Source organism: Kordiimonas laminariae (genome assembly GCF_023008165.1).
Taxonomy (GTDB): Bacteria; Pseudomonadota; Alphaproteobacteria; order Sphingomonadales; family Kordiimonadaceae; genus Kordiimonas; species Kordiimonas laminariae.
This window is the reverse complement of the sequence record NZ_JAKQZA010000003.1, coordinates 423800-447232: the sequence shown is the minus strand read 5'-3', so window position 1 is coordinate 447232 and position 23433 is coordinate 423800. Positions and strand designations below refer to the sequence as shown.

General features: G+C 42.0%; 24 protein-coding genes. 10 read left to right on the top strand and 14 right to left on the bottom strand.

Features of this window, described 5'->3' with window-relative positions; all coding sequences use genetic code 11:
* Window positions 1-71: 71 nt before the first annotated feature.
* The gene (locus MF542_RS08180; protein WP_247017820.1) at window positions 72-944 is read right to left on the bottom strand and encodes a LysR family transcriptional regulator; all 873 of its coding nucleotides are present in this window, start codon (window positions 942-944) and stop codon (window positions 72-74) included.
* 144 nt (window positions 945-1088) lie between these two features.
* Between MF542_RS08180 and MF542_RS08175 the strand changes: the two genes are divergently transcribed.
* The 3 genes from MF542_RS08175 to MF542_RS08165 are packed head-to-tail and all read left to right on the top strand — an operon-like array spanning window position 1089 to window position 2809.
* Complete coding sequence (locus tag MF542_RS08175; RefSeq protein ID WP_247017818.1) at window positions 1089-1304, top strand: tautomerase family protein; 216 nt, start codon at window positions 1089-1091, stop codon at window positions 1302-1304.
* Window positions 1305-1331: 27 nt separating this feature from the next.
* The gene (locus tag MF542_RS08170; RefSeq protein WP_247017816.1) at window positions 1332-2189 is read left to right on the top strand and encodes an SDR family NAD(P)-dependent oxidoreductase; all 858 of its coding nucleotides are present in this window, start codon (window positions 1332-1334) and stop codon (window positions 2187-2189) included.
* 47 nt (window positions 2190-2236) lie between these two features.
* Complete coding sequence (locus MF542_RS08165) at window positions 2237-2809, top strand: carboxymuconolactone decarboxylase family protein (protein ID WP_247017814.1); 573 nt, start codon at window positions 2237-2239, stop codon at window positions 2807-2809.
* Window positions 2810-3115: 306 nt separating this feature from the next.
* Here MF542_RS08165 and MF542_RS08160 read toward each other — a convergent pair whose 3' ends face one another.
* Complete coding sequence (locus MF542_RS08160) at window positions 3116-3331, bottom strand: helix-turn-helix domain-containing protein (protein WP_247017812.1); 216 nt, start codon at window positions 3329-3331, stop codon at window positions 3116-3118.
* A gap of 2 nt (window positions 3332-3333) precedes the next feature.
* Window positions 3334-3873 (bottom strand): DUF2975 domain-containing protein, encoded by a 540-nt coding sequence (locus tag MF542_RS08155; protein ID WP_247017811.1) that lies wholly within the window; start codon window positions 3871-3873, stop codon window positions 3334-3336.
* 228 nt (window positions 3874-4101) lie between these two features.
* On the opposite strand from MF542_RS08155, the gene MF542_RS08150 reads away from it, so the two are divergent.
* From MF542_RS08150 to MF542_RS08140, 3 genes are all read left to right on the top strand, one after another.
* Window positions 4102-5319 (top strand): serine hydrolase domain-containing protein, encoded by a 1218-nt coding sequence (locus tag MF542_RS08150; RefSeq protein ID WP_247017809.1) that lies wholly within the window; start codon window positions 4102-4104, stop codon window positions 5317-5319.
* Window positions 5320-5332: 13 nt separating this feature from the next.
* The gene (locus tag MF542_RS08145) at window positions 5333-6265 is read left to right on the top strand and encodes an alpha/beta fold hydrolase (RefSeq protein ID WP_247017807.1); all 933 of its coding nucleotides are present in this window, start codon (window positions 5333-5335) and stop codon (window positions 6263-6265) included.
* Window positions 6266-6372: 107 nt separating this feature from the next.
* Window positions 6373-7551 carry a M23 family metallopeptidase gene (locus MF542_RS08140; protein ID WP_247017805.1) on the top strand — a complete coding sequence of 393 codons (1179 nt, stop codon included), beginning with the start codon at window positions 6373-6375 and terminating at the stop codon, window positions 7549-7551.
* A gap of 547 nt (window positions 7552-8098) precedes the next feature.
* Here the strand turns inward: MF542_RS08140 and MF542_RS08135 are convergent.
* Window positions 8099-9259 carry an acyltransferase family protein gene (locus tag MF542_RS08135; RefSeq protein WP_247017803.1) on the bottom strand — a complete coding sequence of 387 codons (1161 nt, stop codon included), beginning with the start codon at window positions 9257-9259 and terminating at the stop codon, window positions 8099-8101.
* Between the two features lie 47 nt (window positions 9260-9306).
* The gene (locus tag MF542_RS08130) at window positions 9307-10098 is read right to left on the bottom strand and encodes a hypothetical protein (protein ID WP_247017801.1); all 792 of its coding nucleotides are present in this window, start codon (window positions 10096-10098) and stop codon (window positions 9307-9309) included.
* 468 nt (window positions 10099-10566) lie between these two features.
* On the opposite strand from MF542_RS08130, the gene MF542_RS08125 reads away from it, so the two are divergent.
* Both MF542_RS08125 and MF542_RS08120 read left to right on the top strand, forming a co-directional pair.
* A complete protein-coding gene (locus MF542_RS08125; protein WP_247017798.1) occupies window positions 10567-11382 on the top strand; it encodes a LytR/AlgR family response regulator transcription factor in 816 nt (271 codons plus the stop codon).
* Between the two features lie 61 nt (window positions 11383-11443).
* Complete coding sequence (locus MF542_RS08120) at window positions 11444-11794, top strand: helix-turn-helix domain-containing protein (protein WP_247017796.1); 351 nt, start codon at window positions 11444-11446, stop codon at window positions 11792-11794.
* On the opposite strand, the gene MF542_RS08115 is transcribed toward MF542_RS08120, so the two are convergent.
* The 5 genes from MF542_RS08115 to MF542_RS08095 are packed head-to-tail and all read right to left on the bottom strand — an operon-like array spanning window position 11786 to window position 16634.
* Window positions 11786-13069, bottom strand: a complete 1284-nt coding sequence (locus MF542_RS08115; protein ID WP_247017794.1) for a TniQ family protein — start codon at window positions 13067-13069, stop codon at window positions 11786-11788. The genes MF542_RS08120 and MF542_RS08115 overlap by 9 nt on opposite strands.
* An 8-nt stretch (window positions 13070-13077) precedes the next feature.
* Window positions 13078-14118, bottom strand: coding sequence for a TniB family NTP-binding protein (locus MF542_RS08110; protein ID WP_247017792.1), 1041 nt, complete (start codon window positions 14116-14118; stop codon window positions 13078-13080).
* Window positions 14099-15190 carry a Mu transposase C-terminal domain-containing protein gene (locus tag MF542_RS08105; RefSeq protein ID WP_247017791.1) on the bottom strand — a complete coding sequence of 364 codons (1092 nt, stop codon included), beginning with the start codon at window positions 15188-15190 and terminating at the stop codon, window positions 14099-14101. Before MF542_RS08105 ends, MF542_RS08110 begins: the two co-directional genes overlap by 20 nt.
* Entirely contained in the window at window positions 15076-16128 is a 1053-nt protein-coding gene (locus MF542_RS08100) for a hypothetical protein (RefSeq protein WP_247017789.1), read from the bottom strand. The genes MF542_RS08105 and MF542_RS08100 overlap by 115 nt, the downstream gene beginning before the upstream one ends.
* Complete coding sequence (locus tag MF542_RS08095) at window positions 16128-16634, bottom strand: TnsA endonuclease N-terminal domain-containing protein (RefSeq protein ID WP_247017787.1); 507 nt, start codon at window positions 16632-16634, stop codon at window positions 16128-16130. The genes MF542_RS08100 and MF542_RS08095 overlap by 1 nt, the downstream gene beginning before the upstream one ends.
* Before the next feature lie 264 nt (window positions 16635-16898).
* On the opposite strand from MF542_RS08095, the gene MF542_RS08090 reads away from it, so the two are divergent.
* On the top strand, window positions 16899-17882 hold the full coding sequence (locus MF542_RS08090) for a hypothetical protein (protein WP_247017785.1): 984 nt from the start codon (window positions 16899-16901) through the stop codon (window positions 17880-17882).
* Window positions 17883-17944: 62 nt separating this feature from the next.
* Here MF542_RS08090 and MF542_RS08085 read toward each other — a convergent pair whose 3' ends face one another.
* Window positions 17945-18139: a hypothetical protein gene (locus MF542_RS08085; protein ID WP_247017783.1), complete on the bottom strand. Its 195-nt coding sequence runs from the start codon at window positions 18137-18139 to the stop codon at window positions 17945-17947.
* Window positions 18140-18329: 190 nt separating this feature from the next.
* Here MF542_RS08085 and MF542_RS08080 point away from each other — a divergent pair, with 190 nt between their 5' ends.
* Window positions 18330-19631 (top strand): site-specific DNA-methyltransferase, encoded by a 1302-nt coding sequence (locus MF542_RS08080; protein WP_247017781.1) that lies wholly within the window; start codon window positions 18330-18332, stop codon window positions 19629-19631.
* On the opposite strand, the gene MF542_RS08075 is transcribed toward MF542_RS08080, so the two are convergent.
* Genes MF542_RS08075 through MF542_RS08065 form a run of 3 tightly spaced genes read right to left on the bottom strand, consistent with a single transcriptional unit; the run spans window position 19628 to window position 23323 of the window.
* Window positions 19628-20680, bottom strand: coding sequence for a hypothetical protein (locus MF542_RS08075; RefSeq protein WP_247017779.1), 1053 nt, complete (start codon window positions 20678-20680; stop codon window positions 19628-19630). The two genes, MF542_RS08080 and MF542_RS08075, sit on opposite strands and share 4 nt — an antisense overlap.
* Complete coding sequence (locus MF542_RS08070; RefSeq protein ID WP_247017777.1) at window positions 20680-21306, bottom strand: hypothetical protein; 627 nt, start codon at window positions 21304-21306, stop codon at window positions 20680-20682. Before MF542_RS08070 ends, MF542_RS08075 begins: the two co-directional genes overlap by 1 nt.
* Complete coding sequence (locus MF542_RS08065; protein ID WP_247017775.1) at window positions 21290-23323, bottom strand: AAA family ATPase; 2034 nt, start codon at window positions 23321-23323, stop codon at window positions 21290-21292. Before MF542_RS08065 ends, MF542_RS08070 begins: the two co-directional genes overlap by 17 nt.
* Window positions 23324-23433 lie beyond the last annotated feature (110 nt).

The following is a 23433-nucleotide window of genomic DNA, read 5'->3' as shown; positions in this document are numbered from 1 at the left end:
TTGTGCTTTTAAGGATCAAACACTTTGCTGGACTAGTTGAAAACCATAGAGTTATAGAGTGATTGGTGAGTCTATTTTTTCAGTTTATCAGATAAAAAGTCGACAAATGCTCGGACCTTCGGAGCCAGATGCCGATTATTTGCAAAGACTGCACTGATAGGGGTTGAGGATGGCATCAGAGCAAAGGGTCCAAGCAGTGGGGTTAGCTGTTTATCCTTAATGGCAGCTTGCACCATCCAGGAAGGGATCATGATGATTCCTTGCCCCGTGAGAGCAAGCTCTTTCAGGAATGTCAGGTTATTAGCATTCAGGTTACCGGAAATTGGGATTTCCAATATTTGCTGGTTTTCTTGGAATTTCCAGTAATTCTTCCCCGGCGCCGTTCTGAAAGATAAACAGTTGTGCTCGGTAAGCTGGCTTGGATGGGTTGGGGTTCCGTGTCTGGCAAGATATTCAGGGCTAGCACAAATCACAGAAGAGCTTGTGGCAATTTTCCGGGCAATCAATCCGGAATCGTCAAGGTGCCCAAAGCGTATCGCAAGATCAATGGCGTTATCAACAATGTCTATATTATCCGTGTTCATGGAAAACCGAATTTGGACATCGGGATACTTTTCGAAAAACTCCGGTAAAATCGGGGCAATAAAAGCGGCGGCAAAATCTGTTTCTACAGTGACATGTAAATGCCCTTTAGGTGTTGCGGCTAACTGGCTGACCGACTGTTTTGCTTCTTCAATATCTTTCACTATCCGCATTGCATGTTGATAGTAAATCTGCCCCGCCTCGGTAAGGCTTTGCCTGCGTGTAGTGCGGTGAAAAAGCCGCGTTCCCAGCTCATCCTCTAAATGCGATATTTGTCTTGATACCGATGATGGCCTGACACCTAAAAGCCTTGCTGTCGCAGAGAAACTGCCTTCCTCAACCACTTTTACAAACAATTGCATGTTAGATATTTGATTCATTTGTGCATTAAGCGCATCAATCCTTTGCTTTTCAAGTCATTTATCCCCTGAGTGGCGAATATTATGTTTATCCCAAGCCGAAGGCCAACGTATTTCACGGATGAACAGCAGCTAAGGAAAAATAAAATGCCGCTTATAACTGTCAAAGTTTTCAAAGATGAACTCAGTCAATCTCAGTCAAAAGAATTAATCGAAAAAGTAACGGACTCTGTTTTGGAGGTGACCAGCGAAAAGCTGCGCGATGCCACTTGGGTGGTGATTGAAGAAGTAAAGGATGGCCAGTGGGGTGTTGGAGGCAATGCGCTTGGTCTTGATGATGTGAAAGCCATGATTGCTGATTGATCGCGCGCTGAGCAAAGGAAACAACCAATGAAAAACTTGAAAAAAACATATGAAGGCTGGGCGTTAGTTACCGGTGCATCATCAGGAATAGGTGAAGAGTTCGCCCGTGAACTCGCCAAACAAAAGTTTGATCTTATTCTCGTGGCAAGAAATCAGGCTGCTCTTGAGCGGTTATCAAAAGAGCTTGTATCGGAATATCAGATCAACACCCGGGTTGTGGCGATGGATCTTGTTCAGGTTGGTGCTGCTCAGGCGCTTTATAACAGTGTTAATGATCTCAATGTGAGCCTGTTAATAGCCAGCGCGGGCATCGACGAGATGGGCCCGTTTTTAGAAAAAGATTATGCAGACCTTGGTAGGATGTTGAAGCTGAATGTAGATGTTCCAAGTGAGCTTGCTCATTTATTCGGTAAAAACATGGCGGCGAATAATACCCACGGAAACAAGCGGTCTGGTATCATTTTGGTGTCTAGTTTGTTTGCCTATCAGGGCATCCCAAATTTTGCCGCATATGCAGCGACAAAAGCTTATATCCTAACCTTGGGAGAAGCCCTTACCGCTGAAATGAAAAGCAGTGGTATTGATGTTCTGACACTGTCACCTGGGCTTACCTCCACACCATTTGCTGCTGGTTTAAAGTTGAATGCCGCGCTCTTGCCTATGATCCCACAACGCCCGGAAACTGTTGCACGTACTGGCTTACGTAATCTTGGACGTAAAATGAGCGTTGTGTCTGGATTGCTTAATAAATTGTATGCCTGGGAAAATCGCCTTATCCCGCGTTCGTGGCCTGTTCATCTCTTTGGTTTTTTGATCGGAAACGCGATGAAATCTTATGAGCGACGCCAAGCCAAATTAAACACCGAAAGCAAGACAAACACCTGATGATTATTGACCAGCTGAGGTAAATAATCCGAATGAAGGATGAAATCATGAATACAGAAATTTTCCCATTACTTGAAAAAGATACTGCGCCGGAGGCTTCAGTAGAATGGCTTGAAAAAGCAGAAGCAAATTTTGGAATGATTCCCAATGTTGAAAAAGTTATGGCGCTCAGTCCGCAATTGTTGGCTGGATACACATTCATGTGGGATGGCTTCAATACTGCCAGTTTAAATGCACAGGAGCGGCAGGTCGTATATCTGACCGCGAATTATGAGAATGAATGTAACTACTGTGTCCCGTGGCATAGTATTTTAGCAGAACAAAGTGGGCTATCTGAGAAAGATATTGAAGCTTTAAGAGGTGGAGGAAGTCTTTCCAATTCTAAACAAAATGCCTTGAGTCAATTTACGCGGCTGTTGATTGCAAACCGGGGGAAGGTCTCGCAAATGCAGCTACAGGAATTTTTTGATGCGGGCTATAATTCGCAGCAGGCTCTTGAAGTGATTTTGGCATTAGCAGTTAAACTTATTAGTAACTACACTAATTCAATTGCCGGTACGCCGCTGGATAAAGAAGCTGCTCACAAACGCTGGGTAAAACCAGTTATTCGTGAAGCTTAATGCTGGTTTAACGATATCAGCCTCCATAGGGGCATAATCCGGTGCGATTATGTCCCTATGGGTATTGTTGGGTGAAGCAATAGGTACGACTGGATTCCACAGAATTCCTCATGTTTTGTCGGCTTTTGACACATAAAGTTCGGTAATCTTATGAAAGAGAAGTCACCGGGCATGCTGATTGATATGAGCTAAAAGATTGGTTCAGGATTTTTAATCCACAGTCCTATCCACACACACGCTGTAACCCCCCTTCACTGTTCCCCGTCAGGCTCTATGGAACGCAAAAGCGCTTTGCTTCTATCATTCTTAATCTTGCGCTTCATCTTGAAATTCGAGGATGTCCCCTGGTTGGCACTCTAAAACCTTGCAAATAGCATTCAGTGTTTCAAGGCGTACAGCTCTGGCTTTCCCCCGTTTTAGAATGGAAAGATTTTGCACAGTGACACCTATCCGGCTTGCTAGTTCTTTTGACTGCATCTTCCGCTTTGCTAGCATGATATCTAAATTAATAATTATGGTCATATCTAAATCGTTAATGACTGTTCTTGTTGTAAATCAACCGCCTCATGAATTACCCGGGAAATGAGTACGATAACACCGCCAAGAAAAAGCGGGAAAAAATCGGACAGATAGATATCCAATTCTATATAATGACCTAGGTGAGAGCCGTTATCTTGCGTTAAAATAAGACTGATTAATACATCGAATATAATATTGGTGATGATCAGGAACATCAAGGCAAAGCCGAGACTACGAAGACATTGTGCGGTTTGTTCAATGAAGATAGTCCCATCCTTTAAATACCCTAACCAGCGCCGTAAATTGATTAGCCCATAGAGCACCGGTGACAATGGAACTAGTGCAGCTGCAAATGCTTGTAAACCTATTTGTATGGAAATCGGTTGATTTGGCACACTGGCCCACACATTCAGATTTTCAGGCAGGTAGTTGAAAGAAATCCAATACAATAATGTCAAAACCGGAAGGCCATACAATAATGCCGCTGCAACAATATTGAGACGACGGCTCAGTTTTTGAATACGAACTCTATTTTCCGTTACCACACGCTTGCCCTTACTTATCCACACAATCAATAATTTATCATCAAAACATCGCAATTCGATCATTAATGATTGAATTACGATAATTAATGATTAATATACGAGCTATGTTATCAGAAGGGTTATTAGAAGCCTAAGGAAAAATTCAAGATAAGGAACTAGTGAGAAATCGCTAAGAAAATAACAAGGCCATCAATGAAAGGCCAAATAAGACAGTGACGAGGAATAGAGATGATTAACTTAAAAACTGCTATTCACCGAATGGTGACCGGAGGGCTTATATTAAGTTCTGTACCTGTTTATGCGCTTCCACCTACCAATGAAAATCAAGCATACGAAGTTCCTGCTACAAAACTAGAGCGTTTTATAGGGGACTATGTCACCAACGATTTTTCTGGAACGCTTTTGATTGCCCAAAACGGCAAAATACTTCATGCCCAAGGGTACGGCCTTGCGAACCGAGAACAAAGTGTCCCCAATAAGATGGACACAGTTTTCGCAACAAACTCGCTTACACAATATTTTACAGCAACCGCTGTTCTGAAACTGGTAGAGCAAAACAAGCTTTCGCTGGATGATACGCTTCCTGATTTCTTTGATAATGTTCCTAAAGCCAAACAGCATATCACTGTTCATAACTTGCTTACACATACACCGGGTTTACTTGGTGAGGAGGGCCTGGATGTTCTGGAAGCTGTAGATGAAAGCGACTTTTTAGAGGATGTTTTTGCCAGAGAGAACAGTTTTAATCCGGCGTTCTTTTTACCAACTTTTACCTTTCAGCCCGGGGATAGGCAGATCGGATTTGACGAGGGCTATAATCTGTTGGCGCTTATTATTGAGCGACGCTCTGGTCAGTCCTTTGAAGCCTTTCTAAACCATCAGCTTTTCAAGCCGGCAGGCATAATAAATACCGGTTATCAGATACCTGATTGGAAACCTGAACAACTGGCTAACAGCTATGTTGGCGAGGATGGTGAAAATTGGGGTAATTTGCCTGACCGCCTTATGATTCAGGATAAATTACCGCTTTATTTACAAGGTAGTGTCGGGCTCTTGTCTTCGGTCGATGACCTTTATGCTTGGCATAAGGCGCTTTATGCCGGGAAGGTTCTGCGCAGGGACTTGCTCGATCTTTTACATACCCGTCATATTGGCGTTACATCAACCGATGAGTCCGATATCGATTATGGATACGGTATTGAGATATTGGAAACCTGGACAGGCACACCGTGGATATCGAATCCGGGTGCAGGCAGTAGGAGCAATAATAGTATCCCCGCTTTTGAAGCCAAATACCACTATTTTCCGGATGAAAATATAGTCCTCATTTATGGCAGCAATGGAGGAGTTAACCGCGAATTCACCGACAAGATTAACACGCTTGTTCGTGTACTTTTAGAACCTGATTATGAACCGGTTCTTACTAGTACCAATAACCAGCAGTAGGGAGAATTGAGCAATGCAAATATTGTTGAAAACGTTTTCTACACTACTAGTTTTCCTGGCTGTTGCCGCATGTGGTTCTAGTAATGAAACTTATTTTGCGGGCAATGAATATGCTAAACGCGGTGTTGTCACTTCGGAGACCAGTGAGGGTGCATTTAACATATCGTATTTGACATCTGGCAGCACTGGCCGCCGGGTAATTATTTTGCACGGAACCCCGGGTGCCGCAGATGACTATTACCGGTTTATACGTAGTAGCCCACACGATATCGAATATATTGTCGTTGATCGCCCAGGGTACGGTGAAACAAAACCCCATAAACTTGTTGCGTCTCTTGAAACGCAAGCTGATGCGATTATACCTTTGTTAGTCGAGAAAAACGGTCAAAAGCCTATCATTGTTGGCCATTCGTCAGGTGGCCCGATCGCAGCGATGGTGGCTATTCGGCACGGAAATAAGATAGGCGGGCTGCTTTTGGCATCGTCTTCACTTGATCCGGAACTGGAACCTACCCCTCTGTTTGTTCAGAAATTAGGAAATGCACCCGTCATTTCATGGTTCGTGCCGAAAGAGCTTAAGATTATTAATAGAGAACTGCTGGCTTTGCCAAAACAGCTGGAAGCCATGGGGCCGCAGCTCAGCAACATCACCGTGCCGACCATTATTATGCATGGTACAGCTGATGTGTTGGTTCCTTACGGCAATGTGGCTTACATGGAAAAACATATTACCAACGTTTCCCATAGAGAAACTGTCGCCATTAAAGGCCTCGGCCATGAGGTCCCAAGGGAACGTTTGGTTACCTTTAGCAAGGGCATTCGCAAACTGGTTGACCAACGTTATGATATTGCAACGCGCGATATTAGAATCGATAGGCGCCATTGGCCCCTCCAATCTCAAATCCAAGAAGAGTTTTGGGATCCGGAAAGTCGGGCGGAAAAATAGATATCACATAAGATTACCAGAAACATAGTCAGGAACCGCACGGATTTCCGGTGTGGGTTCTTGAGCGGCAACAACACAACATTTCACACTCTTGGGATAAAGAAATTATGAAACGCTTCTTTCTAGTTGCTATATTCGTTTTATGCGGCGCTAATGCATACGCATTTCAAGATCATTCAGGCCTGCGCATTCAGGTTGACCCAGATGAAAAAGTCTTCGCCAACAAGATCACACAGGATAGAGCAATTTACGATATCCTGTTGCAGAATCTCTGGATTTCTAATGACAGTGATAAGACGCTTAAGATTGATAAAGTAACAATCAGTGTTCTGAGAAAAGAGCGTGTTCTGATTGAAAGATACATTGAAACGTCAGCGATCCGGGCCTCTGCTAAGCAAATTGTTCGACTGGAGAAAGCTGGAGCACTTGATCTTTACGACTTTCAATTTCGCACCAAAGAACAGAAAACAGCTGGCATGTCACTCGCGACCTCTGAAAAACTGGTGCCGAGTGAAACTATTCTGATGATCCATCAATATCTAACTGTTCAAGGTAAGCCTGATACGGTCAAAATTACGGTTCATGCACTCACTGAGGATGGTTCGAAAGTTTCGGCGAGTCATCATCTCAATGTTGCAACCAAACCTCACAACTCAGATTTCATTTTCCCTCTAAAAGGTGATTGGTACATCGCAGTGGGGCCTGATGTACGCGGACACCATCGTTGGAATGTAGCGAGTGAATTCGCTTTGGATATTGTAAAGCTAGGCGAAAATGGCGCTTCCTTCAGCGGGTCCACAGGCAAGAATACAAGCTACTTTATATATGGCGCCCCTGTTCGCGCGGTAGCAGATGGTGTAATCGTTGGAATGAAATCAGATGTGCGGGAAGATGAAACTTTACTACGACAAACGGGTGAAAGCGTTGAAGCACATGAAGAACGCAGTTCAACTGCGCAGACAGAATTATTGCTTCAGGGCGCTGACGGCATCGCCGGGAATTATGTGATAATAAAACACAAAGGTGGGAGCTATTCGCAATATGCGCACCTTCGCCCTGGCTCACTTCGTGTGAAGATCGGTGAACGAGTTGCTCAAGGTGATATTGTTGGTGAGGTGGGAAATAGCGGTAATTCAAGTGAACCCCATTTGCATTTTCAGGTAACAGATGGCCCTGATGTTCTTTATGCACGCGGCTTACCAGTTACGTTCAGACGGATTTCGAACCCATGGACGGACCTCAATGACGCGGTGCTTCTGACGGGTACGGTTGTTCATGCCAAATAATAGTGATTGCTGGTCTTTGCTGTAGGTGGCGTTCTCCGTTAAAATAATGGTACGTTGAGGCGAATTTTTACCGACTTTGCATCACTTCAAATGAAATCAAAATCCTCTCTTGGGTAATCCATAACTTTGGTTCCATAGGGCATGACACATATTTTTCGATAATCCATCGGTTTTGATACATAAGACGCGGCAATTCTATGAAGCTGAAACCACCGTAGAGTGAATGGAAAATGTGGTTTCGATATTATCTGTTTTCAGCTTGCTTAGATCAAAACATGAAATAAGGAAATGCTATGTTTACCATATATGGACCACTTCAATGGGGCTGGGTCAAGTAAGTAGTCACTTGACCTGTATCTACTCAGTTGATCGCCCCTTTGCCACAAGGAAGGCCAGCCTTTCAGGACATTCAACCGCAGGCGCAGCAACGCCCGTTGGTGTGAAATAACGCCAAGGTCATCGAAGCGAAAGCAAAGATAAATTCTACTCCCAAAACCACTAAAAAGTCTCGTTATAGGGTGGCTTTCGTGTTCGGGATTAGGATAAATCACTGCCTAATTCCGAAAAATAAAGCTCCCACTGGCAGTCGGCGCAATATTTCATACCCTAAGCAGCACCCTGCCAGCGTTAATAAAAGCACAAGGCTAAATTCAATGAATGGGTTAAGCCCATAAGGAGTAAGCATGTAGCCAGCGATTATTATGATCGTCTGATGCATAATATAATAAAAGAAGACTGCATTCGTGAGGTACGACAATGTCCTGCTGGATTGATTTAACCAACGCTGACTAATACCCAAAAGTGCAACTATGGATGACCATGCATAGACAGTGAGAAGAAACATAGCCAAAGGGCGTAATGGCATTTCAAAGAGAGATGGATAGATTTCTGGGTGACTTAGCATCAAGTAAAGTCTAACAGCACAAATACAGATAGCTGTAGCAAGTGCATAAGGCCATGATTTTACAATCGCTGCCCAGAAACCGGCATGCTTGGCAACAAAATAGCCCATTAAAAAGATAGTGAAGCGATGTGCATGGTTTGCCCAATCATCAATGAGGGCGTGAGTGACTGGAAAACGAGAACTCAATGTCAATTCGAAGAAAACAAACGGAAGAGGCATTAAAAAAATAAGTGAGATAGTGTTGTTGGATACCCAAGATATTATTTTACCAGCGCTCCCGTTTGAAACGGATCGCAATACGGGGAATAATGGTGTCACCATCAGGATATAAACCAATAGATACACGATATACCATAGATGGTTCCATGTTGGTGTGATGATTGAAAATGCTTGCGAGAGGTTCAAATATTCTGGCCAAAATGTCGTAAAACCGGATGAAACTTCATTTGCTTGGCGAAGTTCCAAATAGGCTTGAGGTGCAACAACCACGGTCATTCCCAACAGAATAGGCAACCCCAAATGCTTCAAACGTACCTTAGCAAATTTCAACTTGGAAACCGCCTTGTCTGATGCGAACCGAACGGCAATACCTGAAATAAAGAATAACAAGGCTAATCGCCACGGATTAACAATCTGCATCAACGGTTCGAGGTCTGAATTAGCATACTGACTTTTTACATGCCAATCCCAGCTCACATAAAGCATACCGATGTGATAAAATATAAGGAGACCAAAGGCGATCACACGAAGCCAATCTAAATCATATCTACGGTCGTTAATTTTGGATTGAGGCTCAAATTGCATTAGTTGACTTCTTTTTATGCGACGTACTGTAAAGGAAAGCGATAGATTTATTTTCTCGAAAAATATGCTCTTTCATCGGGGTAATCCATAATGACCCTAAAATATTGTAAAAGTGACCCGCCAACAGCTCCGTCGATTGGTTGATCCATAAAGGGGCCCATCCCTTCAACAAAATTCTTATCAGGGCGGCGGGCAAACCAGACTGGCCCAACCTCGAGGCCTGCTATCTCAATTTTTGGAACTTCAATTAGAGGAAGTGGCTTGCCCAGTATGAGGTCACCTTCTTCGATATATCGCCAATCAGGATGCTTGTTATGCCATTCGTCGAAAATAGACGCTATCATGTATGACGCGCCCACAAGTGACCCTTTCGCCCCTAACATTACTTGTGTAGACGAGCTTACTTTTATCGTAGCACCAGTATCGAACAGCATAGAATGCACAGTTCCATCCACAGTAATCTCTATCCGTGGGAATGCTGTTACATAATTGCCAAAGGCGTTTTTTAAGATGGGTGCAGGTATAGATTTAAGGTCTGCGATGTTAGTTCTATCGATTGAGGAATGAAAGGCCATCGTGTGTTTTATATAGTTCCATTCAATGATTTTTTCAGCATGCCATTTACCGCCGAGAAACCCATCGTAATTATCTCCTAAAAATGTCAACTGGGCTTTAGGAACTAAGATTAGACGGTTGCGAAGATTATTATTCAGCCCAGCATTGGGAATACTCCGATTTTTATGCCATTCCGGCATTGGAGTTATTTTGAAAGTCCTTGTTCCTCTGAACTCTTTCTCTAATGGCCAATCATATTTGTGGGCAAGGACAACATCGACCATATTCCATCCCCCACCAGTATCAGTATAGAAACGCAGAACTTGCCCGTTTGGGAGCATGGGAGTAACAGTCACCCTATTGTCTACGAATTCAGCAGGTATTTGGTCGGCCTGGGCCGCGAAATGATCCTCTATACAATATACTGTTATTATTAGTAGTGAGAGAAACCTTTTTCCAATTAGCATATATGTTCTCATGTTGGTGCGTATTAAAGTGTTGCTAGTTCTCATTACTGTTGTGCTTGGTGATGAGGCTAGCTGTTTAGGGTTAGATACAACTGCTATTGTGGACTGCAATGCCGTAGTGTCGATTGCCAGTGTGGCTGAGGTATAAGTACCCAGTTTGTGTTGAATAACGGCTTATGAAGGCTGATTGGCGGAAAGATGTTCTCGCACTTCAGGGGTGTTTTATATATTCATTGCGTATTGCAAATAGGATAATTGCTAATATTGCTCAAAGATGGAAGCTCGATGGTTACCGAAGGAGAAAACTTCATAATTCAAAGGAAAGTAACAGTTTATATTCTAGGTTTTTTATTTGCTTTTATGGTTGTTGATGTCTTGTCTATTGCGACGGAAAAAACTCGACAAAACCTTACCCCAGATTTTCTACATATCTTTGTCATGGAGGGGACAGCGATTATAGCGTTAGCACTATCTCTACCAATCATCTCCTATATCAATCAACGGTTTCCCTTAGATATAGTCAGGATTAAAACTGCTTTATGGATTCATACAACGTCGAGCATAGTTGTAGCTGCATTCGTTATAATTCTGATGATAGCATTCAGAAGCCTCTATTTTGGTGATGCTTATAGTTTTGGCTCTAACTGGTTTCAGGAGGTGGTCTATGAATATAGAAAAATCCTCTTATTCTATGCTGGTTCCGTTGTTTTTTATACGTTGGGTTTGCAACTTTATAATGCACAGCAAGAGCTAATTGCTGCTACTCAAGAAGCCAAAGAAACCCAGCGCATAACATTGAAAACCAACGGCCGTACAGTCTTTGTGTATGGTAGAGATATTCTATGGATGAAATCTGGCATGAACTATCTAGACATAAAAACAAGCTCCAACCAATATCTAGTAAGAGGTACTCTCAAAGATATGGAGACCTGTTTAGATGAAACTGGTGGGAATTTTGCTCGTGTTCATAGGTCTTACATTGTAAATTTAGATGAGATTCAAGATATACAATCAGATGGTGAAGGTGGTTTAAACCTAACAATGACTGACAATCAGGATATTCCATGCAGTAGGAAATATCGTTCTATCCTTAAGGCGTGATTCACGTTTAATATTTAGCAGAGCTATGGCGAATATGAATACAATATTGTAATATATGTTCATGGCTCAGATTAAACCAATTAATGATGTATATGACTATCGAAGGGCAATCGTTCGTATTGCCGTTCTGATGGATGAAATGTCAGATGATCGAGAAAATGACGAGTTTGAGATTCTCAGCATATTGGTAGAAGCCTACGAGGAAAAACACTTCTCTATGGGTATTGTTGATCCCGTTACAGCTATTGAATTTGTTATGGAGCAAAAAGGCTTCGATCACAATGATTTAGCTATGATCTTGGATGTGAAGAAGCCTGAGGATATACTTAATGGTAGTCGTTCCCTGTCAATTTCCGAAGCGCGTATATTGCATAAAGAGTGGGGCATTCCCGCTGATACGCTTTTAGCTTAGTTGTATTTCTCTGGCTAATCTTGAGATTGCTTTTCGGCAAAAAACATATCGCCTAGATCTATTTAGTGGTCTGTTTGGTAGTGGAACAATTTTACCACCTTTAATGAGTTTGTTAGCTCGTCTTTCTCCAATGCCTAAAATAGATCTCATTTCTTTCGCGGTAATAATATCCTTTTGACCTTCAAGGTAGCCTTGAATACTTACCTTGGTGATCAGCCTCAATGTTCTGCTTTTCGCGTCAGAGCATATGGCAGTTAGTTGGCCGTGATCAATTAACTCCAATATCTTCCTATAACTCAATTTCAGAGTTTTCTTTGTTTCTGCCAAGGTCATGTATTTTGAAGAGTGAAGCCGGTTTTCTGATAGGCGTTTATTCTTGTTGCTGAGGAAGCCTGCTTGCCAATTGTTTTGTGCGTATGATGCGAGAGCTTCCTTAAGGAACTCAAACTGGGGTTTACGGAATTGTTTATGCCAGGTTTCATAAAAGCTGCCCAACCGCTTCTCTAGCCCTGTGTCTTGACGGGTGTTTTCAATTTGGTTCAATAGGGCGAGGAAGTTTTCGGGCCAGCAAGTTAGGACATTCAGTGCCACTGAGATGAGCTGATGCATTTCGGCGTTTGTAAGTTTCGAGCAGAGCCAGTACCCGGTACCATGAGTTTTCTTGAAGCATGCATGTGAACCGAGAAACAAAACTAGTTTCATAATATCAGATAAGGACAGCGGCGGTGTTTTTGCTAAATATGATATCTGCTTGGTCGGTATATGAATGTGACTGATCAACTGCCTAGTGAATGCAATCATTCTCGGTTTACAGGGCTTAGGGTTAAGTGCTGTGAAAGACTGTTCGCATGTTTTGCAATGCGTAATGCCACAGTTTTTCCAGCTAATGGATGTTTTGCAGTTCGGGCAGGTGTCAACCAACAAACAACCGTGATCTGGGCAGCAAGTTATCAGGCTATAATCCCATGATACGTGACGATAAGAGTTATGCTTTAAGCACTCGGGGCAAAGTTTAGGAGAATACAGAGAAAAATAATATCTCTTCATGCCTTGCTTTGATAGCCAATGTGCACTGTCAAAGAGTTTGATTGTTGGGGTTGTGGTAACGATGGCCAACTTGGCAAAATCGCTTTCAGTAAAGTTGCTCCTCGCCCGTATGTTTGCCAGCCCAAGTATCCAGGTGAAATCCTCGTATCCATTATGCTCGGCTACCCTTGTGAGATAGCCGAACAGGCTTTCATGCTGTCTTATACTTGGTGTAATCAATAGTGGCATGGGGTTAGCTAGCTATAGATTTCCCTTATCTCTCTACTTGCTTCAGCTTTTGACATTGGAGGTTTGCGTTTTGCTGCAGGCTTTTGAGATTTAGAGGAGGGCTTAACTGCGTCTGCCGGTGTCCAATCCAGGCTGAATGGGTTTTTTTCGTACCTGCTTGTTCGGAGATTAGGGTTTCCCTTTGACATAGCAGAGATTTTTCTATGATGAAACTCTGCCATATCCTTAAGCTCGATTGTTTTTTTGCCTTGTTTTTTGCAGGAAAAAGTGACCATTCGAACAAGAAGCATGAGCGGTGATAGATACCCATTGGTAGCAGCATACATACGGGGCAGCATGTCCTCTGATGTTAGGTCCATGTCGAACTTAAGTATTGCATGCTCTTGAATGATTTTGAGTAGATGCTTGAAGTCTTTATTGTTAGCGGAAGGGTATTTGATAGGCGAGATATGTAAAATATCAGAAAAGCGTCTTTCAAGTTGTGAATTGGCAAACAATACCCTCAACGATTTCGGTAGACCAATAAGTGTGACTGGAACCTTTGTCTCACTGATTAAATTCTTCAGCCAGTTTGAAACTGAGTTGAGGATTTTTTCACTGTCGCAATCGATGAAATGATGAAACTCATCCAGCAGAATCATTTCTGTTTCACATTCTTTGAGAAGCCGGTAAAGCCTCAGTGTTTTCTGGTGGAGTGTACCTTTTACAGCGAGGGGATCACCAATTTTGGTTAGCAGAGCGGTGACTAATGTCATCATAGTGGCAGGAACAGGAATCGTTGCTGACAGCACTGGCACTTTGGTGCCTGTATCAGTTTTTTCTATAGCATATTTTGCTGTATAAAGGTCTTTGATCGTTGTTTTACCTACACCTGGTCGGCCAAGGATAAGCATACAGTTTGGCTCTCGAGATCCTTTCGAGGCTTCTTTATATTCATCAATACGGGCAATTGTCCGTTTTATTTGCGGGTGTTCAATGACCAACTGCTGCATGGCCGTATAGGCGTCAGGTTTCAGGCCGTCACGGGTGCTATTCCGGGAAGTTTTCATTGGATGAGATCCCCCATTCATAATCATCTTCAAAGTCATGGTCGTCTTGGAATTGTTCAGTGAAACCGTCTGCTTCTGTTTCGCTGAGTGGTTCAGGTGCCGGCGGCTCAACTGATGCTGTCTCGAAGGATTGGTATTGGTTACTTCCAATGCCTTTTGAACGAGCAATTTTCTTTTGGTGAGAAACCTTTTGAGCACTTCTTTGAATGCCTGAAAGCTTGTCTCGAATTTGCTCTCGAGCTTCCGCTAAACTGACATCCCGGTCGGATGCGTCTTTGAGTTTAGCAGCGTATTTCTTAATGATCTTATGATGCCACAGGCCTAGACTGCGCGCATAATCCATATCAAGGGCCGGCACCTTGATGTATATTTCTTCATTCGGATCGTACACATGAATATGGGAAATGTCCGATGGATCGAGTTTTATGAGAGCGTCAGGGTTTTTATTGCCTTTATATAAATCCATGCGTAGGGCGCCTAGTGCCGGGCTGTTGTATCTTAAGCTATTGAGTTCAATGCCATAGGTATGGATTTTACGGCTTTCTGTTTTGGACAGTGTGATAAGAAGGTCTTGTGAACTTGATGGTATTTTGATCAGAGGATTTGTTTCCATTCCCTCGTTCCAGCGCTGAATAGGAATACCCGATAATTCTCTATGATATTTTTGAGCATAAACATCCACTATCCACTGATTTAACACCTCAACAAATGTTGCCAGGTCTACGACCGCATCTTCTTTAGGGTCATATTCTTCTTGAGGCAGTAGTTTGGAAAGAAACTTGGCAATCGTTCGGCCTTTGGCTTGAGATGTTAGCCCTAGATCCAGTGTGTGGAAAAACCGCTCGATTTTGCCTTTGTACCAAGGCTTGGCTCTGGGAGCATACTCGATATCGATATTGAGTTGTTGGCAGGCGAGATCTAAATCATCGGAATGAAACTCCCGTCCGTTATCAACAATCAGAGTCTCGCATGTACCTGCAACGGGCCAATCGTTTTTATGTCCGGGTATTGCGCGAGTGTCGGTCCCTTGGGTAGCACTGAGTGTCTTAAGCAGTGTAAAACTGATGACCAACCGGCAGGTTCAAAACCTACATAAAAGCCCGTTGGCATTCTTGAGTAGGCATCTATAGCCATGGTGAGTGTAGGTCTACCGATGGCAAGGCCTGTTTCCAAATCAATGAGAAATAGATTTAAAACTGTATGGTCAATCTCAACGCGCTCAAGAACCCTTGTGGCAATAGGCGCCTTTTGTACATTCGCGAATAGACGCTCAGCCGCAGCTTTGCCGTGCCGCTTCTTTATCCTGAGATATGGGTCTATTTTCTCGATTTCACGGTAGATTGTCCGGACGTTTGGCGTCTCTAGCTTCTCAGGGCCCCTTCGAAACTCATTGGCTTTAGCGATGTTTATTTTTACACGATCATAAACGGCTTCTACACAACCGTGTGGGCCACAAAGATAACGTGCTTCTATAGCGGCAGTGATGATATCGTAAACCTCCGGAGCCAGCCGCTTGTTTTGGTTTCCCTTTTTACCGTGTGAATCGATGAGTGCACGCGGATCACTCTTGGCAGCAATAAACGCATTATACCAATTGAGAAGCGTACTGAAGTGTGGAGGGTTATCGTCGTTAATCTTCTTGGCAGCCTTTAGAATAATGGGCTGCATGCGCTCTTTGGTTTTGGGAACCGGCATATAGTTGATTAGTGTTTTTACATAAGCAAGCTTACGGTCCAAGCTCTCGCGGGCTGCAGGCTTCAGGTCTGATATTTCCTGCCGAAGCCTGTCTTTAATACGGCGTTTCTTGTCTCTGTCTGTCTCTTCGAGAAACAATATTTCTGCTTCACCATTGGTAATCTTCTCCATCAAATCGAATAGGTTGGTTTCAATGAACTCCTGATCGTTGGTTCGAAGGAGGCGTAGTTTTTTCGGATCAGGTTTACCGATCAATGTGTGATGTACACCGTTGATTTTGAGGGGTGTTGAAGATGTAAGGTTTATCGCAGGCATTATTGATGTCCTTTCAGAGTAAGGAGGGATGCTGGCGTAAGAGGAGTGTGGAGGTCGCAGCTGAAATAGTGCTCTGATAGAAGCCAATAAGCCATAAAGTTGGGTATTGAAGAAGCGGCAAAGAGCCTCTCGTATTTGGATAGAGGTAGCTGTGGATTACCTCTGGCAAGTTGGATGCAATCCTCCAACATGCTTGCAGGTGGTTGGTATGACCGAAATTTAAGCAAATACCGGATATTAGGCAGGAACGGTTCTATGCGGATTTCATTTTCTGTGAGTACAGCGAAAGCTGTTCCTTCATCAGCAAGGGTTGCTTCGAAAGCGTCGAATACAGCTGCATATTTGGCGATCTGTTTTGAAGGCTTAATCTCTTCGTAGATTTGCCCTGTGGTTAGCTGTACCAGGAAATCAGGTGTGTAACGGGTTTGTTGGCCATTAACTATCAGTTGGAATGTTTTTGGCTGCTCGGCATAGCTGAGAACGTCCTTATGAAATTCCAGCATCATTATTCTGTCTCTTTCCAATTGAGACTCCCAATGCACATGGCGAGCGTTCTTTCGGCTAGGAAACTTACCCACCAATCTTGTTGGGCCTCGGGTGATGACTTTTCTTGCTGGAGTGTACATGATGACTACTTTCTATACATATAAAATGCACAATGTGCAAATATGTATATCTATCAAAAATGATTTTGCAAACAATGAATCATCATTTATGATGGTTTTTGCATACAAGATCATGTTTGTGAAAATCAGGAAAAGGCACTTTTGATGGATGTTTCTGAGGCTGTATCTGCGTTAAAAGATGCCAAGAAAATCAAGAAGGATTGGCAGGAAGTAGCTGGCATTGTTCGCTTTATTCAGGAGAGTGGGTATTGGCAGCAAAGTTTTTCCACACCGTCGGCTTGGCTAGATAAGGTCGCAGAAACAACAGGTTATAGTGTTGGCGTTATCCGCCGTATGTGTGCCACATATGATTTTCTTCAAAAAATTAGCTCGGAAATCTCAGATTTTGAACTGCTGAAGAAATCTACTGACGCTAAATTTAATTTCCCTACAATAGAGATATTCAAAAGGCTGTATGATTTAAAACCTGATGACGTAAGAAAATTACTTCCTGAATTTGTGCAGGGACAAAAATCATCCGGTGATATCAGAGAAATTTACCTACAGGCTAGTCATTCGGCTGTTAGCAACCATGGTAATGATCCTCGACTCGGTAAAAGGGACTTTGTGAATGCTACATCCTTTTCCCGTAAAGCTGGTAAGATTGCTGTCAAAGAATTTATCCAGCATGCCTCTGTAGCTATAGAAGCTCAGTTAAAGCAGGTTACGGCTAGTGAAACATGCCGTTTTTATACCGGCCAATATAAGTTCAAATATGTGCGCCCTCAAGCGGTAGCTTTTGAGCTTGATGGCTACAGCCCCAAGTGGGTTGATGGATTTGATTTTAAGCATTTGTCCGGAGCGCATTCATCCCCAGGCAATATACTGACAGTTTCTAGTATTGCGCTAGCGTGCAGTTTCTTTCGCCATTACTGGCTTGTGGTACCGAAGCATGAACGTATGGTTCAGCGGCTTCTAGAAGATTTTGAAAACTTACGGCTGAACAATGCTGGGCTTATTGCGTTTGATGAGGAAACTGGTTCTATAGAGTTGAAGCTAGTTCCTCAGGGTGTTCCAATGCCTGACAGGCAACATCATGTTGTTGCTCGTGTTGTTGAACAGGGTATTCCAGAGTTAGTTGAATTTTGAGAGCTATTATTTATACATAAGCGATTTTGTAAATTTATAACCTATCTAGTCTGAGTCTCAATTTATTGTTCGCCTAATATGTTTCGAAGGTGTTCTAGGCGCTTCTCCAGTTGTTCCAATTTTGTTGCGCTAATATCCTTACCACCGGGTGAGAAAATTTTTGCACCAATTTTGAACCATTTAATCTCATCTTCAATAAACTGTCGTTCAGCGGTAATCCACTTTTCTTGTTCAATCTGCGATGTGTAGTTTTTCATTATAACACCTTACCTTACGAATTAGTCTTAAACGGATAGTCTCATTGTTTAACGAGGTGCGCTAAGTTCTTGTTTTTGAGTCACTTTTCATGCCATTAACACTTTGTAAAAAAAGGACTTTTCTTGATTGTTCTAATGTACTAGGATTTTGAAAATTTTCTCTAAGCAAAATAGTATCGTTGATAGATATATGGAAGCTACTGTTGAGTACTCGCCACCTCCGGTGGTAGATTACACAGATATATATGAAGCAATAATGCAGTTTAATAAAAATAAAACTGCATTCATTCATCAATGGTATCCGTTTGTTGAGGGTTACTCTAGAGAATTTATAGAGAGCATTATTAATGAGTTAGATTATGAGCCAACTCATGTGCTTGATCCTTTCGCTGGTAGCGGAACAACTCCGGTTGAACTACAGGCAATGGGCATAAAATGTTCATCATTTGAAGTTAGCCCATTCATGCATTTGCTTGCGTCCACAAAACTTAATACACAATATCATCTGAGTTCTTTTGAACGAGAGCTTACGCGTATGTCTGGTTTTTTGCGAGGGGCACTTCTACCGATCCGACAATATATGTCTCCTCCATTGGCGAAAACTTTTCAGCCTAGAAAGGGACTTAAAAAGTGGGTTTTCGACCAGGGGGTCATGAATGGTATATTGGATGTCAAATATACTATCTCTTGTACAGATGATGCGAAATATAGGTCTCTTTTCAATGTAGCACTTGCATCAATTCTACTTGATGTAAGCAATGTATACAGAAATGGAAAGTGTCTTTCTTACAAAAAGAAATGGCAAGAAACAAAAATGTCCCGTCGTGAAGTGCATGAACGCTTTCTAGCCAAACTTGAAAAGATGAAAGATGATATTGCTCAGATAGAGAAAAGCGAATACCTCGTCCAGAATCGATTTGATTGCCATTACGGAGATGTTCGATCATCTATTGATGTTTTGGCGGAAGATAGCATTGATTTAGTGATTACTTCTCCCCCTTACCTGAATTCCCGAGATTATACAGACATCTATATGGCCGAGTTATGGATGCTTGGCCTAGTCAGTTCATATGAAGATATTAGAGCATTGAGAAGAAGAACACTACGCTCGCATGTTCAAGTGAAGTTGGGTGAGGTAGAGACTCCTGAAGTGTCAAAATTGCAGGAGTCTTTGCGGGCGTTAGACGCTGTGGATGCAGATCTATGGAATGAGGATATTCCTAATATGATTAAAGCATATTTCTTGGACATGGACCTGCTGTTTAAGAAAATGAAAGCCAAAATGGCGCCGTCTAAAAAGGTTTTCTTCAATGTGGCAAACTCTGCATATTATGGTGTTAAAGTTGATGTCGACGAGATTGTATCTGAAATTGCCGATCAACATGGCTTTCACGTGGAGGAAATTCGCGAAGCCAGGAAACTTGAACCTAGCAGTCAGCAAAAGAAGCAGGTTGGAAAGTTAAGAGAAAGTGTCATTGTAATGACTTCCTAAGCAATACAATCTAAGTTGATTTTATTTAATGCCTTAAAATGTTGATCGTAATACGGCTTTAGGTCTTTTTGCTCGTCTAAAAACTTGAAATCGTCATAGTCAATCTCTGTTTTTTCATCACGGACATCGAAAACACAAAGAAGACCACAGTGAAGATTGTGGTTCATTTCTTTAATGACCTCTCGAATATATTCTAAGGTTTGGATCACACCATTTCTAATTGTCGCGTTTGTATAATTGGTGCTGGAAACACCACTATTATCGGATTTAATAGATCTACCCATCCATTTGACTTCAAGGATATAATGCTTCCCATCAGCTTCAGTGTATAGGTCGAGTTCGCGTTGGTTATTAAGCTCGGCTTCTTTCAGGAAGGTATATTGAGTGTTTAGGTTCAAGAATTCTAAAAGATTGTCCCTCAGGGTTTTTTCAGCCTGATATTTTAATAGGTTCTTAGGACAATCGGAGAGGGTCTTTTTTAAGGACCTATCACAGAAGAATGCTTCATTTACTCCCGGCTGGTTTATATACCTTTCATATTCCTTCAAGCATTCAGGTAGCTGGTCCATACTAAAATTCCTTTTATACTTGGCACGATCAAGTTCATTGTAAAAGAAATTATGATTGGTAATGAATTTTCCTTTAACTACAATGTCAATGCCAGTCTCTCCAAAAAAGATAGCGATCTGACCGCTTTCTGATAGCGATTCCAGTAGTGTTCGGGTTAAGTTGAGGTGCTTGGATGCCACAATGCTGAAATCGGGAGCCAAATATATGCAGTTATGAGTCTTTAAACTCTCTGAAATACACGTATCAAGCGCCGTAGTCGCCTCAGTAAGTGCAAGTTTATCGAGTTCATCTTCAGCTAAAAAAAAGGCAAAGTGTGTTCCTTGGTTGACTCTTGCTCCCCAGAAAGCGGGCAGTGCTATATTAACTAATTTTTTAAGTGGGAAAGAGTTCGCAATCTCATTGCGTTCTGTATCAGCCAGGAGAGCAAAGTCGTCTTTATGTGCCTTGAATAGCTTCTTCACATCATCAAGTTCGGACATTAATTCTCTCTTTTAAGAATTTTACTGAAGACATACTCGAAATAGAGTTCCAAATATTGGGTAGCGTCCACATTTTCACTGTGTTGAGGAAGCGTCTCTTCAAAGGCTGCCTGGAAGCCTTTTAGGAACTGAATCGTCCTATTTTCAGGGCCAATATCAAACCCGGTGGTTTTGTTTGACTTGATGGCATCTTGATATTCTTTGTCGCGGAAAATGAAGTCATAAATCTTATTTTCTCCGTAGAGACTTAAAATTGAAACGATCAATTTGAGCCATTCATCCCTCGCTTGCACCAGAGCTTCCTTAAAGATCTGATCTGCGGCATTGGTTCCTAGAGAGTATAGGGGTTCTTCTTCTCCAGAGGGGATTAAATACTCATCTTTAGAAAGAAAATTTACACCCTTTTCGATATCTGAACTGAAAGGGCCTACGTACTTTTCAATCGAAAAGTTGTATTTTGAAAATATGTTATCTTTTTCTGGGAATTTGAAACCAAACAATACTGAGGCAAGATACATGACTCGATGAACAGAAGACTTCCGTAGAGATTTCCAGTCTAGCGCATCTGCTGATCGAAAAATTGAGAGTATATCCGCATATACGACATATTTATTGGTGTCGTTCATGGATCTTCCTTTTCACTTTTCTAGACGCAGCAATCAACTGGTCACTGGTCGCTTGAACACCTGATTGTCTGCCTATCTCAAGCAAGTTCAGGCAATCAATGTTGGCAGCTTGGCTTATTAGATAGTCTAAAAACTCACTGTTATTTAGGTTGGATGTCAGGATCAAGTTGTTTGGACGTTCTAGATACCTCATAAAAATCTTTGCAGCATTCTGTTCGTAAGAAATATCAAGGCTGCTGTCAGGGGTTTCGCACATAAAAAACGATGCTTGATCATTAAGAAGCCTTATGAGGCTCATGCGAAACGATTGGTCAATGAAAAAACGTTGAGATTCCGAAAGGGCTTCTTCCTCATACCGAACTACGCCGTTAATTTGAGGATAGTATCTTCTCTCACCGTTTCTTTCTGGCGCTTCGTAGACTAGAGTGCTTGGTTGACCTAAGAAAAGGCCACTAAATGTATCAAATATTCTTGAAAGCTCCGCTCTTCGGTCATTCAGTTGCTCATCAATTTCTTCTGCAATCTCATTTGCTTTGTTTTGTGCTTCTTTTGCTAGCTGATAGTTCTCTTCTTTTTCTTTATCAAGTTCGTCTAGCCTCTTACGCATGACCAAAAACTCAGTGTCGGTCTTTTTTACAATATCTGTTTGGTGGCGTTGGAATTCATATTCTAGTGCTCTCGCATCAACGATCGCTTTGTTTCTCTTGGAAGAGATAGTGCTAAAGCGTTTGTCAATTTTTTCTAAAAGGCCTTCTAGTTCGATAATTTTCCGTTCTTGAGAGCGCAGAGAATTTAGATTGCCGTCTATTTCTTTGTTAATTTTATCGAGTTTCATGCTTGACTTATCCGCTTTGCGAATGTCGTTCTCGCAGAGCATGCATTTATGCTCATTTGAGACGATCTTTATCTTAAAGTCTTGCGTGATGCCTTGATTGCACAACGGGCAATCGTCCGTAGATTTAAGAAACTCCAAATATTCTTGATATTTAGGGGTTAAGCGCTCAAAGACACCCAGAAATATCTGGCGTTCTTCTTTATTTTTTTTCTTTTCAAGATCTTCGATATTTGCTGTTAAGGAGTTCTTAGTGCTGTGAGCTGATTTTACTTTTGACTCGAGTAAACGGCGTTCTGCTTGAAGAGATTCAAGTTGTTTAAATAGTGTTTCTACCTCTGTTTTTTTGTTCTCAAAATCTTCGGAAAGTTTCACATAATTTTTATTTCTGTCCTCAGAGTCTTGCAGAGAAGAGAACATCCTTCGGATGGCTTTTCCTTCTTCGGATTTATGGCGACCTAAACTATTTCGATACTTTGCGTGTCGCTCATATTCGCCTTTCAGATGATCCTTTTCGGGATCAATTAGGAACTTGCTAGAGAGATCTTTTTGAATGTCCTTATCCCACATGATTGTCTTACGACTTTCATTAAAAAATAGAACTTCATTGACGATGAAGATCAAGCTATCAAAGTAGTCAAAACCTGAAAGTTGAGCGACAGTCTTTTCGTATTGGCCTTGAAGCGACTCTTCTGCTTTTGCAAGCATCTTTTCATCAGCAAATGCTGCATCATAGTCACTTTGTTGGAGGCTCAATCCGGCAATAGGTTTCCATTCATCGCCAGATTTTAATGCAGCAGCAGTCACTTTTGGAGTACATAAATCTCTTGTTACAGAAACTAAACTATCGCCTAGTGCGAACTCAAGAGTGACGGATGCTTTCTCATTATAATCTACAGTCGGATCTACGCGAGCTTCAAAGAAATCATATGGAAGATTACTACGCTTATCATAGCGTTTTTCCTTACCCTGATACTCGCGACGTCGAACATTGATTTCTTTTTTATACAATCCGATAAGCGCATATTTGATTATGTTGAGGAATGTTGTTTTTCCAACACCATTTCCACCAATGATCAAATTGACACCATCAATGAAATGATACTCTAGATCCAAAGCCTTTGGATATAGCGAATAATTTTGAATCTGAATCCTTTTTAAAGAAGGTAAGTATCTAAGTGTCACTAGCTGGGTCACCGAATTGAATGCTTATATCTAACTATTATCTATTGGAGGCGAATAGTTCAATCCTAAATATAAGAGTTATACCTATAGCGATAGTGTTGATGTAGTTC